Consider the following 14,207-nt stretch of genomic DNA (forward strand, 5'->3'; position numbering starts at 1 on the left):
TTACAAAAACGAAAAGGAGAATTCTTATGAAAGAAAACCCAAGAAAAGTATCTAAAAGTGCAATTAAAAAGCGAAAATGCATTAAATGAAAAAGAAGATTTCATTATGTTGCCAACAGTTGATTTTTGCTTTAAAGAGTTGATGCAAAATGAAAATGTGAGAAAAGGAATTATTGCAGCTATATTAAACAGGCGTCCAGATGAAATTGTAAATACTGAGCTTCTCCCCACAATCCTAAGAAAGGATTCGGAAGATGATAAGTATGGAATTCTAGATGTTCGGGTGCAGTTAGATAATGAAGTACAGATTGATTTTGAGATGCAGGTGGTTTATTATGATTATTGGGCGAATCGTACAATTTATTATTTGAGTAAGATGTATACGGAACAGATACGAGAAGGTGATAGCTATGATAGATTACAGAAATGTATTCAAGTAAGTATTCTTGCTCATGTATTATTTCAAGAAGATGATGAGTGTTATCGACGTATTTCGTTTTGTGATGTAAAGACGGGGAAGGAATATACAGATCTGATGGAAATGCATATTTTGGAACTGCCTAAATTACCGCCAGAACAAAAGAGTGAAACAGATTTAATGCAGTGGATGCGCTTTTTGAATGGTAAACGCAGGGAGGATTTTGAGAAAATGGCTAAGAAGAATTCTTGTTTTGAAGAAGCGTATAAAGAATTGGACAAATTAAGTGCGGACGAGAAAAAACGTCTTGAATATGAAGCAAGACAGAAAGCAATCAGAGATCGTGATATATTGATCAAGACGGGAGAAAACCGTGGACGTAAAGAAATTATTTTATCAATGATTGAAGCGGGACTGCCACTGGAACAGATTGCAGAAATCACGAAAGAAACTCTGGAAACGATACAAGAATTAAAGAAAAAGATGGGATAATGGTAAAAGGGCAGCTATTATAGTTGTCCTTTCTTTTTGCCAAAACATTGAATTTTAGTACTATTCTGTGGTACAATCGTTTGGTATAAAAAAAGTAATCGTCTTGTTGATATTCGCAAGGGGAATGTGGATAACAACAGCATTTTCAGATTGAGAGGTGAAAAAATGGGATTTACACATTTTGATGAAAAAGGAAAAGCCATTATGGTGGATGTGACGGAGAAGCGGGACACAGTCCGGGAAGCAACCGCCACAGGAAAGATCACGGTGAATGAAGAAGTGTTCCGTGCTGTCAAAGAAGGAACTGCAGGCAAAGGGGATGTGCTTGGAGTTGCGACAACAGCAGGGATTATGGGAGCAAAGAGGACATCGGATCTGATTCCGATGTGTCATATTCTTCCGATTACAAAGTGCAAGGTAGAGTTCGAGATGGTTGAGAGTGAACTTGCAATTTATTGTAATTGTACGGTACGTGTGACCGGGAAGACAGGCGTTGAGATGGAAGCTCTGACAGGAGCAAGCGTAGCACTTTTGACAGTTTACGATATGTGCAAAGCGATGGATAAAAAGATGGAGATTGGGGAAATCTATCTGGTCAGAAAGAGTGGCGGCAAGAGTGGGCTGATCGACAATGGATATAAGAAGGAAAGAAAAGAAGGCGAAAAGTAAAGTGGAAAAGAAAGAACAAAGATGGAAAGCAGCGGTAGTGACGCTGAGTGATAAAGGATATGCAGGAGATCGGGAGGATAAGAGTGGACCGCTTCTTTACAGTATGTTAGAAGAAGCCGGATATGAAGTGACAGAAGTAAGACTTCTTCCGGATGAGCAGAAGATGATCGAACAGTGTCTCTGCGAACTTGCAGATGAAAAAAAAGTGGATCTGATCGCAACAACCGGAGGAACAGGTTTTGCACCGCGTGACTGCACACCGGAAGCAACATTTGCCGTGGCGACAAAGAATGCACCGGGAATCGCAGAGGCGATGAGACTGGCTTCACTTCAAGTGACACCAAGAGCTATGCTTAGCCGTGGCGCTTCTGTGATCCGCAATCAGACATTGATCATTAATTTTCCGGGAAGTCCGAAGGCTGTAAAAGAGAACCTAGAAGCAGTACTTCCATCTCTGGAACATGGTCTTGCAATTCTTACAGGAAATGCAAGTGAGTGTGGAAAACCAGTTTCTGAAGGAAAGTAAAACAGTAATGTAAGAGATAAATAATATGAGGTATGTAAGAGATGATCGATCAATATGGAAGAACAATAGAATATCTGCGCATCTCTGTGACGGATCGTTGTAATCTGCGCTGTGTCTACTGCATGCCGGAAGAGGGCATTGAGCAGCTGCCGCATGAGCAGATTCTGACTTTTGATGAGATTGAGAGAGTATGCCGGATCAGTACAGAACTTGGGATTTCAAAGATCAAACTGACTGGTGGGGAACCGTTGGTGAGAAAAGGATTGCCGGACTTATTGGGGAAAATTAAGAGAATTCCGGGGATCGAGCAGGTGACATTGACAACAAATGGAATTCTTCTGAAAGATCAGTTGAATGAACTTATGTATCAGGGACTGGATGCAGTGAATATCAGTATTGATACATTAGATGAAACATGTTACCATACAGTGACAAGATGTGGGGAATTAAATCAGGCACTGGAAGGACTGCAGGCAGCACTCGAATATCCGAATCTGCGTGTGAAGTTAAATTGTGTGCCGATGAATCAGTCAGAAGAAGAGTATATTCAGATGGCAGAGTATGCAAAGGAGCATCCGTTAGAGGTTCGTTTTATAGAAATGATGCCGATCGGGATGGGAAAAGCCTGTCAGGGAAAATCAAGAGATGAGCTTCTGGAACTTTTAGAGAAAGCATTTGGAAACGCTGAACCGTATGAAAAATATTTGGGGAATGGTCCGGCGGAATATGTAAGCTTTCCTGGATTCCAGGGCAGAATTGGATTTATCAGTGCAGTGAGTCACAAGTTTTGCGATTCCTGCAACAGGATCCGGCTCACAGCGGAAGGATATCTGAAACTCTGTCTACAGTATGAAAGTGGAATTGATTTAAGAAAACTTTTAAGAAGCGGTGCAACGGATGAAGAAGTGAAAGAAGCAATGCGTCAGGCAATCTGGGAAAAACCGGCTTGTCACAATTTCTCTGATGAGCGAAGAGATGAAGAAGTTGGGCAGAAAAAAGAACATCGGGCCATGTACGGAATCGGTGGTTAGATCAGTAATGAAATAAAATCAGTGACTGTTCACTCCCGTGGCAATCACTCCGCTGATTGACACGGAGGATGCGTGTTTTGACTTGAATGCATCTCGCCCCATCGCCAAAGGCGATTTAAAATGGCGAGATGCGTTGCTGGTCGCACATCGTGTGAACAGTAACATAAAATCAGTAACAGAAAAGTAACAGTGCAGATTATAAAAGTGAAAAAGTAATTTGAGAGGTATAGAAAAATGGGAAAAGTAATAGCAATTTGTACAAGTCCGGCAAAGGGAACACAGAAGACAAGAATTGAGGAAGGCACATTTATTGAAGATTTTGGTCTGGAAGGAGATGCACATGCAGGAAAATGGCATCGTCAGATCAGTCTTCTTTCTTATGATAAGATTGAGGCATTCCGTGCGAGAGGTGCAGAAGTAGAAGATGGCGCATTTGGAGAAAATGTGCTCGTTCAGGGGATTGATTTCCGTAATCTTCCGGTTGGAACAAGATTAAAATGTAACGATGTTTTGTTAGAGATGACACAGATTGGAAAAGAATGTCATCATGGCTGTCAGATCTTCCAAAAAATGGGAGAATGTATCATGCCACGAGAAGGGGTATTTGCAAAAGTGCTTCATGGTGGTAAAATAAAAGCCGGAGATGAAATGATCGTGCTTGCAGCAGAGGAATAAGGAAAATTACCTGGGAAACATTTCGTTGCTGGTCGCACATCGTGTGAACAGTAACAACATTTCTGCAACGGTGCGGAACAGATGCGATTGGAAGGAAATGAATGAGAAAGAAGCAATGGATGGCAGCGGCTCTTGTGGGGCTTGCAGTTATTCTTGTCGGCGTGGGTTCCGGCAACGTGAAGACAAGACAGACGAAGAAAGACAAGCAGGAAAACACGCAGATTGTCAGTGGAGTTCAGATTGTTACAGAAGACGGAAAGAAGTACTATGACTTCCAGGATGTGAAAGAGAATAATTACAGAGCAAGGCTTCTGAATCAAGTACCGAGGAATTCTTATGATTTCAGCAATCTGGCATTAGATGAAGAGACAGGATATCTTTCGTATAAAGATACGAAGGGAAAAGTGTCAGCGAAAAAAGGAATTGATGTTTCGGAGTTCCAGGGAGAGACGATCGACTGGCAGCAGGTGAAGGAAAGCGGAATTGAATTCGTGATCGTAAGACTTGGATACCGTGCATATGGAGAGAGCGGCGCGTTAGTTGAAGATGCCATGTTTGAACAGAATGTACAAGGCGCATTGGATGCCGGTCTGGAAGTCGGTGTCTATTTCTTTTCCCAGGCAATCTCAGCAACGGAAGCAGTCGAAGAGACTGACTTTGTTTTGGAACATATCCAGCCGTATCAGATTACAGGACCTGTTGTCTATGACACAGAAGAAATCAAAGATGATACAGCAAGAACAGACCAGAATACAAGGGAAGACTTTACGAATTTTTGTAAAGTCTTTTGTGACGGAGTGAAACAGGCTGGATATCAACCGATGATTTATGCTAATATGAAATGGATGGCATTTACCCTGAAGATGGAAGAGCTGACAGAGTATGATTTCTGGTATGCGGATTATCATGAACTTCCGCAGTGTCCATATGATTATAAGATGTGGCAGTACAGTGAGGCCGGTACGGTTCCGGGAATTCGTGCAAGCGTAGATTTAGATTTGTGGTTTCAGGAGGAAAACTAGATGAAATGGAATAAATTCAGATTGAAGACAACAACAGAGGCAGAGGATATTGTAAGCAGTATGCTGGCAGATCTTGGGATTGAAGGTGTTGAGATCGAGGATAAGATCCCGCTGACAGAGTCTGATAAAGAGCAGATGTTTGTTGATATTTTACCGGAGATCGAGGCTGATGATGGTGTGGCTTACTTAAGTTTTTATTTGGAAGAGGATGAGGACAAAGAAAAAGTTCTGGCAAATGTGAAGAAAGAACTGGAGGAGATGTCTGCTTATGTAAATGTCGGAGCCTGCGAGATTGAAGAATCCCAGACAGAGGATGTAGACTGGGTGAATAACTGGAAGAAGTATTTTCATCAGTTCTATGTGGATGATATTCTGATTATTCCATCCTGGGAAGATGTGAAGCCTTCAGATGAAGATAAGATGGTGATCCATATTGATCCAGGTACAGCATTTGGTACAGGAATGCATGAGACAACACAACTTTGTATCCGTCAGATCAGAAAGTATACAACAGAGACGACAAAGATTCTTGACGTGGGATGCGGAAGCGGAATTCTTGGAATGCTTGCGCTGAAGTTCGGAGCAGAGTATTCTGTTGGAACAGATCTGGATCCGTGTGCAATCGATGCTACATATGAGAACATGGAGAACAACGGAATTTCCAGAGATAAATATGAAGTGATGATCGGAAATATTATCGATGACAAAGAAGTTCAGGATAAGGTTGGATATGAGTGCTACGATATTGTGGCAGCGAATATTCTTGCGCCGATTCTTGTAGAACTTACACCGGTAATTGTGAATCAGCTGAAACCGGGTGGAATCTACATTACAAGTGGGATTATCGATGATAAAGAAGAGATGGTAAAAGAAGCTGTTGCGAAAGCCGGGCTGGAACTTCTGGATGTCACATATCAGGGTGAATGGGTATGTGTGACAGCGCGCAAGAACGCATAAGGAGAAATAAGATGCAACATTTTTTTGCAGATCCATCCTGTGTGGACGGAGAACAGATCCGTCTGGCAGGAAGTGATGTAAATCATATGAAGAATGTACTCCGCATGAAATCCGGTGAGGAAGTGTGGGTCAGTGATGGAGAGGGAATGGATTACTTCTGCAGTGTGGAAGGTTATGAGGAGAAGGAAGCAGTCCTTCGTGTTGTGAAAAAAGAAGTGTCTCAGACAGAACTGGCTTCCCGTCTGATCTTATTCCAGGGACTTCCGAAAGGGGACAAGATGGAATGGATCGTACAGAAGGCAGTAGAGCTTGGAGCTTACAGTATTGTTCCGTTTGCGGCAAAGCGCTCCGTTGTGAAACTGGATCAGAAGAAAGCCGGAAAGAAGAGAGAACGCTGGCAGGCAATTGCCAAGGGGGCTGCGGAACAATCGAAGAGAGGAATTGTGCCACAAGTGCAGGATGTGATGAGCTTTCAGGAAGCGATGAACTACGCGAAAGAGCTGGATGTAGTGCTTGTTCCTTATGAACTGCAGGAAGGGATGAAAGCAACAGAAGCTGTCATAAGTAAGATTGAACCGGGACAGTCTGTCGGTATCTTTATCGGACCGGAAGGTGGGTTTGACGAGAGCGAGATCGAGCAGGCGGAAGAGGCCGGAGCGGTTCCAATCACACTTGGAAAGCGTATTTTAAGAACAGAGACAGCGGGACTTACAACATTGTCAATTCTGATGTATCATTTAGAATGCAGGGAACAGTTGGACGATAAAAACATAAGATAATAGAAAGACGTTGCCGGTTGCAGACGCCTGTGAATGGTAACAGAGTTAGAAAAGGGAAGATAAAATGGAAGCATATTTGGATAATTCAGCCACAACCAGAGCATATCCGGAAGTGGGAGATCTTGTATATAAAGTAATGTGTCAGGATTATGGCAATCCATCCTCCATGCACCGAAAAGGTGTAGATGCGGAGCATTATGTAAAGGAAGCCAAGGAAACGATCGCAAAGGTTCTTAAGGTAAATGCGAAAGATATTTACTTTACATCAGGAGGAACAGAGAGTGATAATCTTGCACTGATCGGATGTGCAAGAGCAAACAGAAGAGCGGGAAATCACCTGATCACAACTTCGATCGAGCATCCTGCAATCTTAAATACAATGCGTTATCTGGAAGAAGAGGAAGGCTTCCGTGTGACATATCTTCCGGTAGATGCGAGTGGAAGAGTGAATCTGGATGCATTGAAAGAAGCACTTTGTCCGGAGACAATTCTCGTATCAGTTATGTATGTAAACAATGAGGTTGGAACACTTCAGCCGATTGATGAAGCAGTAAAGATTGTAAAAGAGTATAATTCTTCTATTCTTTTCCATTCAGATGCAGTGCAGGGATTTGGAAAATATCACATTTATCCAAAACGTCAGAAGATTGACCTGTTAAGTGCGAGTGGACATAAGATTCATGGACCGAAGGGAACCGGATTCCTCTATGTAGGTGAAAAGGTGAAGATTAAACCGATTCTTTTCGGAGGAGGACAGCAGAAGGATCTCCGTTCGGGTACAGAAAATGTTCCGGGAATCGCAGGACTTGGACTTGCAACAAAGATGATCTACAATGATCTGGATATGAAAGTAGCTCTGATGCGTGAACTGAAGGATTATTTTATTGAGCAGGCAGAAAAGATTGAGAATACAACAGTTCATGGCCTGAAAGATGAAGGAAGTGCACCACATATCATCAGTCTTGGAATTGCAGGAATCCGAAGTGAGGTTCTTCTTCATACACTGGAAGATAAGGGAATTTATGTCTCATCAGGATCTGCATGTGCATCGAATCATCCGGCAGTAAGCGGTGTTCTCAGAAGCATTGGGGCGGCACAGGAATATCTGGATGCAACGATTCGTTTCAGTATGTCAGAATTTACTACAAAAGAAGAAATTGACTATACGCTGGAAACACTATATAATTGTATACCGATGCTGAGAAAATATACGCGTCATTAATTGACGGCGATTCATAAAGGAGAAAAAGCATGAAATTTCATTCATTTCTGATAAAATACGGCGAGATCGGAATTAAGGGAAAGAACCGTTATATCTTTGAAGATGCACTGGTACGTCAGATTCGTTATGCTCTGCAGGGCGTAGACGGAGAATTCCTTGTACACAAATGTCACGGAAGAGTTTACGTGGATTGTGATGGAGATTATGATTTTGATGAGACAGTAGAAAGCCTTCAGAAGGTATTCGGTATTGTTGGAATCTGTCCGGTAGTCCGTGTGCCGGTTGCAGAGCTGGAACAGCTGAGAAAAGATGTTGTAGCTTATGTAGATGAAGCTTACGAAGAGAAGAACATGACATTTAAAGTTGATGCAAGAAGAGCAAAGAAGAGTTATCCTGCGAACTCTATGGAGATCAACTGTGAAGTCGGAGAAGCAATCCTGGAGGCATTTCCGGAAATGAAAGTAGATGTTCATAAGCCGGAACTTCGTATCAATGTGGAGATCCGTGAAGAAGTTTATATCTATTCCAGAATCATTCCGGGACCTGGAGGCATGCCAATCGGGACAAACGGAAGCGCGATGCTGCTTCTGTCAGGAGGAATTGACAGTCCGGTTGCCGGATACATGGTATCCAAGCGTGGTGTTGAGCTCGAGGCAACTTATTTCCATGCACCACCGTACACAAGTGAAAGAGCAAAAGAGAAGGTAGTTGATCTTGCAAGACTCGTTTCTGCTTATTCAGGACCGATTAAGCTTCATGTTGTCAACTTTACAGATATTCAGCTTTATATCTACGAGAAGTGTCCACATGATGAACTGACGATCATTATGCGTCGTTACATGATGAAGATCGCAGAACATTTTGCAAAGAAAGACGGATGTCTTGGTCTGATCACAGGAGAGAGTATCGGTCAGGTAGCAAGCCAGACAATGCAGAGTCTTGCGGCGACGAATGCAGTATGTACTCTTCCGGTTTATCGTCCGCTGATCGGATTTGATAAGAAGGATATTGTAGAAATTTCTGAGAAGATCAATACCTATGAAACTTCAATCCAGCCATTTGAGGATTGTTGTACAATTTTCGTTGCAAAACATCCGGTGACAAAGCCGAATATTGAACGAATTGAGAAGTCTGAGTTGAACCTTGCAGAGAAGATAGACGAACTGATGCAGACAGCAATTGATACTGCTGAGATCATTGAAGTGAAGCAGGGAGAATAATAGGAAAAAGAAAAGCTGCTCCAATGGAACAGCTTTTCTTTACTCTAAAAAATATGCGGACAAGCTACAAAAATAAAGTCCGCATGAATCGTATTCAGATAGAATTATTTGATGATGTAAGCATCAAGTGCAGCAAGAATATCATCAACATTGCTGTCAGCGTGGATGTTCAGGTCGATCGGTTTGGAAAGATCAAGGCTGAAAATACCCATGATTGATTTGGCATCTATAACATATCTTCCGGATACTAAATCGAAATCATTATCATATTTTGTGATAGTGTTAACGAATGATTTGACTTTGTCGATTGAGTTTAATGAAATCTGTACTGTTTTCATTTGAAATCCCTCCTTGAATTATACAATAAAGTTGGCTTCTAAGCCTAGGTATATTCTACGGGATGCAGGTTCAAAAGTCAAGAAATTAACGAGATAAAAGGAAAAAAGAGGTAGAAATAAATGAAGAAAGCAGCACTGCACAATTTGGGATGCAAAGTAAATGCCTATGAGACGGAAGCCATGCAGGAAATGCTTGAAAAAGCAGGGTATGAGATCGTTCCTTTCAAGGAAGGGGCAGACCTTTATGTAATCAATACATGTACTGTTACAAATATCGCGGACCGCAAGTCGAGACAGATGCTGCACCGGGCGAGAAAAATGAATCCGGATGCAGTTGTTGTCGCTGCAGGATGTTATGTCCAGGCGAAGGAAAAAGAGATTCAGGTGGATGATTGCATTGACATTGTGCTTGGTAATAATAAGAAGCAGAATCTGATCGAAGCATTGGAAGAGTATGAAAGAACACACAATGCAGATTGTAACGTAACAGAAAGTGAAAAGAATGCAAAGAACCAGGAAAACGACAGAAAAGCAGAAATCAAGATGGAAGAGATCGGAAAGACAAAAGAGTACGAGAATCTTCACCTGACGAAGCCAGGAGATCATACAAGAGCTTATATTAAAGTTCAGGATGGATGTAATCAGTTCTGCACATATTGTATCATTCCATATGCCCGTGGAAGAGTCCGCAGCCGTTCCATGGAAGATGTGCTTGATGAAGTACGCACACTGGCAGATAACGGATATAAGGAGGTTGTACTGACAGGAATTCATCTAAGCTCATATGGAATTGATTTTGATAAAGAATATCACCTTCTGGAATTGATCCGGGCAGTTCATGAGATTGATGGAATTGAAAGAATTCGTCTTGGCTCTTTGGAACCGGGGATCATCACAGAAGAATTTGCAGAAGGGATTGCAAAGCTTCCGAAGATGTGTCCGCATTTCCACCTGTCTCTGCAGAGCGGATGTGATGCAACATTAAAGCGTATGAACCGTAGATATACAAGCAGTGAATATGCGGAAAAATGTAAACTTCTCAGAAAATATTTCCCGAATCCGGCATTGACAACCGATGTGATTGTGGGATTCCCGGGAGAGACAGAAGAAGAGTTCAAAGAGTCATATGATTTTGTGGACAGCATAGATTTCTATGAGACACATATTTTTAAATACTCCCGCCGTGAGGGGACAAAAGCAGCTGTGATGCCAGATCAGGTAGATGAACAGATCAAGGCGAAGAGAAGTGCACAATTAATTGAACTTGGTGAGAAAAAGCGTGCAGCATATGAACAGAGTTTCCAGGGAAAAGAAGTGGAAGTGCTTGTGGAAGAGGATCTGGAACTGAATGGAAAAGAAGTACAGACAGGTCATACGAAAGAATATATGAAAATTGCACTAGAGACAAATGAAAATCTCAAGAATAGTATCGTAAAAGTTCAAATTGGGAAGGATTCGCAAATTATACATTGAATTTTGAATTCGGTTATATTAGAATTATAAGTAGGGTTTCTGGGTTTCCAGAGCGTTTTGCGCTGTTTGACAGAACAACAGCAAAGCCCTTCGGAAGAAGGAAATAGATACAAGAAAGAGAAGGAGGAAGAAAGATGAGTGATTTAAGTAGTACTCAGTTCTTTCAGGTAGAGCCGGGACCGCAGATTTCTGCGAAGGATATTTTTGAGATCGTATACAAGGCTCTGAAAGAAAAAGGATACAATCCGGTGAATCAGATCGTTGGATATATCATGTCAGGAGATCCGACATACATTACAAGTTTTAACGGAGCAAGAAGCCTGATCATGAAGGTGGAACGTGATGAACTGGTAGAAGAACTGTTGAAAGCGTATATTGAGCATAATGCGTGGGAATAATCAGACAATGAGAGTAATGGGACTGGACTATGGGACGAAGACTGTAGGTGTTGCTATCAGCGACCCGCTCGGACTTACGGCCCAGGGAATTGAGACAATACAACGGAAAGAGGAGAACAAGCTGCGCCGTACCTGTGCGAGGATTGAAGAATTGATCAAAGAATATCAGGTAGAGAAGATCGTGCTTGGATTTCCCAAACATATGAATAATGATATCGGGGAGCGTGCACAGAAGTCATTGGAATTTCGTGACATGCTGGTTCGTCGTACAGGACTGGAAGTGATCATGTGGGACGAGAGACTTACGACAGTAGCGGCAGAGCAGACACTGATCGAGAGTGGTGTGAGAAGAGAAAACAGAAAGCAATATGTCGATAAGATTGCTGCTGTGTTCATTCTCCAGGGATATTTAGATTCGATTTATATGCAGAAAACAGCAGAATAGAGGAAAATCATATGGAAAAGGCAAAGTTTACTTTCAGTGATGGAAGTGGAGCAGATGAGTTCTTTGTACTTGAAGAGACAAAGATCAATGGTTTCGCGTATATTCTTGTAGTTGATTCAGAAGAAGATGACGCAGAATGCCTGATTCTCAGAGAAGTTGAAGAATCAAAAGACGCAGAGAAGACGTATGAGATCGTGGAAGACGATACAGAGCTGATGGCAGTTTCCAAAGTATTTGAGGAATTGCTGGAAGACGTCGATATTGAGATGTAATTATATGAAAGAAATACGAATGTAAGAGAAACTGCAGACAGGAATACTTTTCTCACTTTTGCAGAAGTGTCAGAAAAAAGTCTGGAGTTCTTTTTACAATATAGATAGGAGGCAGACAGATGGAAGCAGATAAGACACAGAAGCTTCTGAAAGAGAAGTTAAAGGAAAAGGGGCTGAAGGTGACTCACCAGAGACTGCTTGTTCTGTCCGTACTTGAAGAGAACAGTGGGAGTCATATGACAGCGGAAGATATCTATGATCTGGTATCAGAGGATTATCCGGAGATTGGGCTTGCCACAGTATACAGAACATTACAGCTTTTGTGGGATATGCAGCTGGTAGACAGGATTAATTTTGGGGATGGATGTGTGCGCTATGAGATCGGACATTTACTGAATGGGGAGACAAAGCACAATCATCATCACCTGATTTGTAAGAGATGTAACAAGGTGATGCCGTTTGATGATGACCTTCTGGAGAGCCTGGAAGATCATATCGAGAAGGCAACTGGCTTCCATGTCCTGGACCACGAACTGAAATTCTACGGACTGTGTAAAGACTGTATGAAGAAACAGAGATAGTGGAGGTGTATATTTTTTGAAAAAACAGAATAATGGAAAATTGCGTATCATACCGCTTGGTGGTCTGGAACAGATTGGTATGAACATTACTGCTTTTGAGTATGAAGACAGTATTGTTGTTGTAGACTGTGGTCTTGCGTTCCCGGAAGATGATATGCTTGGAATCGACCTTGTAATTCCGGATGTAACTTATCTGAAAGATAATATTTCCAAGGTGAAGGGATTTGTTATTACGCATGGGCATGAGGATCATATCGGTGCGTTGCCGTATGTGCTCAAAGAGATCAACATTCCGATTTATACAACCAAGCTTACAATGGGAATCATTGAGAACAAGCTGAAGGAGCACAATCTGCTTCGTGGAACGAAGAGAAAGGTTGTACGTCACGGTCAGTCAATCAATCTTGGAAAGTTCCGGATTGAATTTATCAAGACGAACCACAGTATCCAGGATGCGTCCGCACTGGCAATCTATTCACCGGCAGGTGTTGTTGTCCACACAGGAGACTTCAAGGTTGATTATACTCCGGTATTTGGAGATGCGATCGACCTGCAGCGTTTTGCTGAGATCGGTAAGAAAGGCGTGCTGGCACTGATGTCTGACAGTACGAATGCAGAGCGAAAAGGATTTACGCAGTCAGAACGTACAGTAGGTATCACATTTGATCACATTTTTGCAGAGCATCAGAATACAAGACTGATCATTGCGACATTTGCTTCGAATGTTGACCGTGTACAGCAGATCATCAACTCTGCTTATAAGTATGGCAGAAAGGTTGTTGTAGAAGGTCGTAGTATGGTGAATATCATTTCTACAGCATCTGAATTAGGATATCTGAATGTACCGGAGAACACACTGATTGAGATTGATCAGATGAAGAATTATCCACCGGAGAAGATGGTTTTGATCACAACAGGAAGTCAGGGAGAATCTATGGCTGCGCTGTCCAGAATGGCAGCTGATGTACACCGCAAGGTTACAATTCAGCCGAATGATACGATCATTTTCAGTTCAAACCCGATTCCTGGAAATGAGAAATCGGTTTCACGTGTGATTAATGAACTTTCTGCAAAGGGAGCAGAAGTTATTTTCCAGGATGCCCATGTATCAGGACATGCCTGTCAGGAAGAATTGAAGTTGATCTATTCTCTCGTAAAACCGAAATATGCGATTCCGGTGCATGGTGAATACCGTCATCTGAAAGCAAACGCAGGTGTTGCGAAGAGCCTTGGAATTCCGAAAGAGAATGTATTTATTATGCAGTCCGGCGAAGTGCTTGAACTGTGTGATGACTACGCTAAAGTTGTAGATAAGGTTCATACAGGAGCAATTCTGGTAGACGGACTTGGTGTTGGAGATGTTGGAAATATTGTTCTTCGAGACAGACAGCATCTTGCAGAAGATGGTATCATTATTGTAGTTCTTACATTAGAGAGAAGAACGAACCGCCTGCTTGCAGGACCTGATATTGTATCAAGAGGATTTGTCTATGTCAGAGAGTCAGAGGAGCTGATGGATGATGCGAGAAAGGCTGTTTCAGAAGCCCTTGAGAAATGCCTGAAAGGAAGACATACAGACTGGAATAAGATCAAGCTTGTGATTCGTGATGCAATGAATGACTATATCTGGAAGAAGACAAAGAGAAGACCAATGGTGATCCCAATCATCATGGATGTGGATGTGTAAGAT

The 14,207-nt window shown here is 42.1% G+C and carries 17 protein-coding genes; 16 read left to right on the forward strand and 1 reads right to left on the reverse strand.

Annotated elements, in window-relative coordinates; all coding sequences use genetic code 11:
• Positions 1 to 57 precede the first annotated feature (57 nt).
• The 10 genes from DXB52_RS09305 (at position 58) to thiI (ending at position 9,010) form a co-directional block, all read left to right on the forward strand.
• Positions 58 to 909, forward strand: coding sequence for an Rpn family recombination-promoting nuclease/putative transposase (locus DXB52_RS09305; RefSeq protein WP_472520067.1), 852 nt, complete (start codon positions 58 to 60; stop codon positions 907 to 909).
• 165 nt (positions 910 to 1,074) lie between these two features.
• Positions 1,075 to 1,578 (forward strand): cyclic pyranopterin monophosphate synthase MoaC, encoded by a 504-nt coding sequence (gene moaC, locus DXB52_RS09310; RefSeq protein ID WP_117567982.1) that lies wholly within the window; start codon positions 1,075 to 1,077, stop codon positions 1,576 to 1,578.
• Between the two features lies 1 nt (position 1,579).
• Entirely contained in the window at positions 1,580 to 2,104 is a 525-nt protein-coding gene (locus DXB52_RS09315) for a MogA/MoaB family molybdenum cofactor biosynthesis protein (RefSeq protein ID WP_118111157.1), read from the forward strand.
• A gap of 41 nt (positions 2,105 to 2,145) precedes the next feature.
• On the forward strand, positions 2,146 to 3,135 hold the full coding sequence (moaA, locus tag DXB52_RS09320) for a GTP 3',8-cyclase MoaA (protein ID WP_118107077.1): 990 nt from the start codon (positions 2,146 to 2,148) through the stop codon (positions 3,133 to 3,135).
• A 234-nt stretch (positions 3,136 to 3,369) separates the two neighbouring features.
• A complete protein-coding gene (locus DXB52_RS09325) occupies positions 3,370 to 3,810 on the forward strand; it encodes an MOSC domain-containing protein (protein WP_118107079.1) in 441 nt (146 codons plus the stop codon).
• Positions 3,811 to 3,911: 101 nt separating this feature from the next.
• Complete coding sequence (locus tag DXB52_RS09330) at positions 3,912 to 4,832, forward strand: glycoside hydrolase family 25 protein (RefSeq protein WP_118107081.1); 921 nt, start codon at positions 3,912 to 3,914, stop codon at positions 4,830 to 4,832.
• Complete coding sequence (gene prmA / locus DXB52_RS09335; RefSeq protein ID WP_117579703.1) at positions 4,833 to 5,789, forward strand: 50S ribosomal protein L11 methyltransferase; 957 nt, start codon at positions 4,833 to 4,835, stop codon at positions 5,787 to 5,789.
• Between the two features lie 11 nt (positions 5,790 to 5,800).
• Positions 5,801 to 6,568, forward strand: a complete 768-nt coding sequence (locus tag DXB52_RS09340) for a 16S rRNA (uracil(1498)-N(3))-methyltransferase (protein WP_117579704.1) — start codon at positions 5,801 to 5,803, stop codon at positions 6,566 to 6,568.
• Positions 6,569 to 6,632: 64 nt separating this feature from the next.
• A complete protein-coding gene (locus DXB52_RS09345) occupies positions 6,633 to 7,790 on the forward strand; it encodes a cysteine desulfurase family protein (protein WP_117579705.1) in 1,158 nt (385 codons plus the stop codon).
• Positions 7,791 to 7,819: 29 nt separating this feature from the next.
• A complete protein-coding gene (thiI, locus tag DXB52_RS09350) occupies positions 7,820 to 9,010 on the forward strand; it encodes a tRNA uracil 4-sulfurtransferase ThiI (protein WP_117579707.1) in 1,191 nt (396 codons plus the stop codon).
• A 104-nt stretch (positions 9,011 to 9,114) separates the two neighbouring features.
• Here the strand turns inward: thiI and DXB52_RS09355 are convergent, their stop codons facing one another.
• On the reverse strand, positions 9,115 to 9,348 hold the full coding sequence (locus DXB52_RS09355) for an HPr family phosphocarrier protein (protein ID WP_054752513.1): 234 nt from the start codon (positions 9,346 to 9,348) through the stop codon (positions 9,115 to 9,117).
• A 120-nt stretch (positions 9,349 to 9,468) separates the two neighbouring features.
• On the opposite strand from DXB52_RS09355, the gene mtaB reads away from it, so the two are divergent.
• The 6 genes from mtaB (at position 9,469) to DXB52_RS09385 (ending at position 14,204) form a co-directional block, all read left to right on the forward strand.
• Entirely contained in the window at positions 9,469 to 10,821 is a 1,353-nt protein-coding gene (mtaB, locus tag DXB52_RS09360; protein ID WP_117579709.1) for a tRNA (N(6)-L-threonylcarbamoyladenosine(37)-C(2))-methylthiotransferase MtaB, read from the forward strand.
• A gap of 134 nt (positions 10,822 to 10,955) precedes the next feature.
• Positions 10,956 to 11,219: an IreB family regulatory phosphoprotein gene (locus tag DXB52_RS09365; RefSeq protein ID WP_015528745.1), complete on the forward strand. Its 264-nt coding sequence runs from the start codon at positions 10,956 to 10,958 to the stop codon at positions 11,217 to 11,219.
• Positions 11,220 to 11,226: 7 nt separating this feature from the next.
• On the forward strand, positions 11,227 to 11,664 hold the full coding sequence (gene ruvX / locus DXB52_RS09370; protein ID WP_015528746.1) for a Holliday junction resolvase RuvX: 438 nt from the start codon (positions 11,227 to 11,229) through the stop codon (positions 11,662 to 11,664).
• Between the two features lie 11 nt (positions 11,665 to 11,675).
• Entirely contained in the window at positions 11,676 to 11,936 is a 261-nt protein-coding gene (locus DXB52_RS09375) for a DUF1292 domain-containing protein (protein ID WP_117579711.1), read from the forward strand.
• 119 nt (positions 11,937 to 12,055) lie between these two features.
• The gene (locus tag DXB52_RS09380) at positions 12,056 to 12,517 is read left to right on the forward strand and encodes a Fur family transcriptional regulator (RefSeq protein WP_015528748.1); all 462 of its coding nucleotides are present in this window, start codon (positions 12,056 to 12,058) and stop codon (positions 12,515 to 12,517) included.
• 16 nt (positions 12,518 to 12,533) lie between these two features.
• Entirely contained in the window at positions 12,534 to 14,204 is a 1,671-nt protein-coding gene (locus tag DXB52_RS09385; protein WP_117579713.1) for a ribonuclease J, read from the forward strand.
• The last annotated feature ends 3 nt before the right edge of the window (positions 14,205 to 14,207 follow it).

The organism is Ruminococcus sp. OM04-4AA, from assembly GCF_003462585.1.
GTDB lineage: Bacteria > Bacillota > Clostridia > Lachnospirales > Lachnospiraceae > Mediterraneibacter > Mediterraneibacter faecis.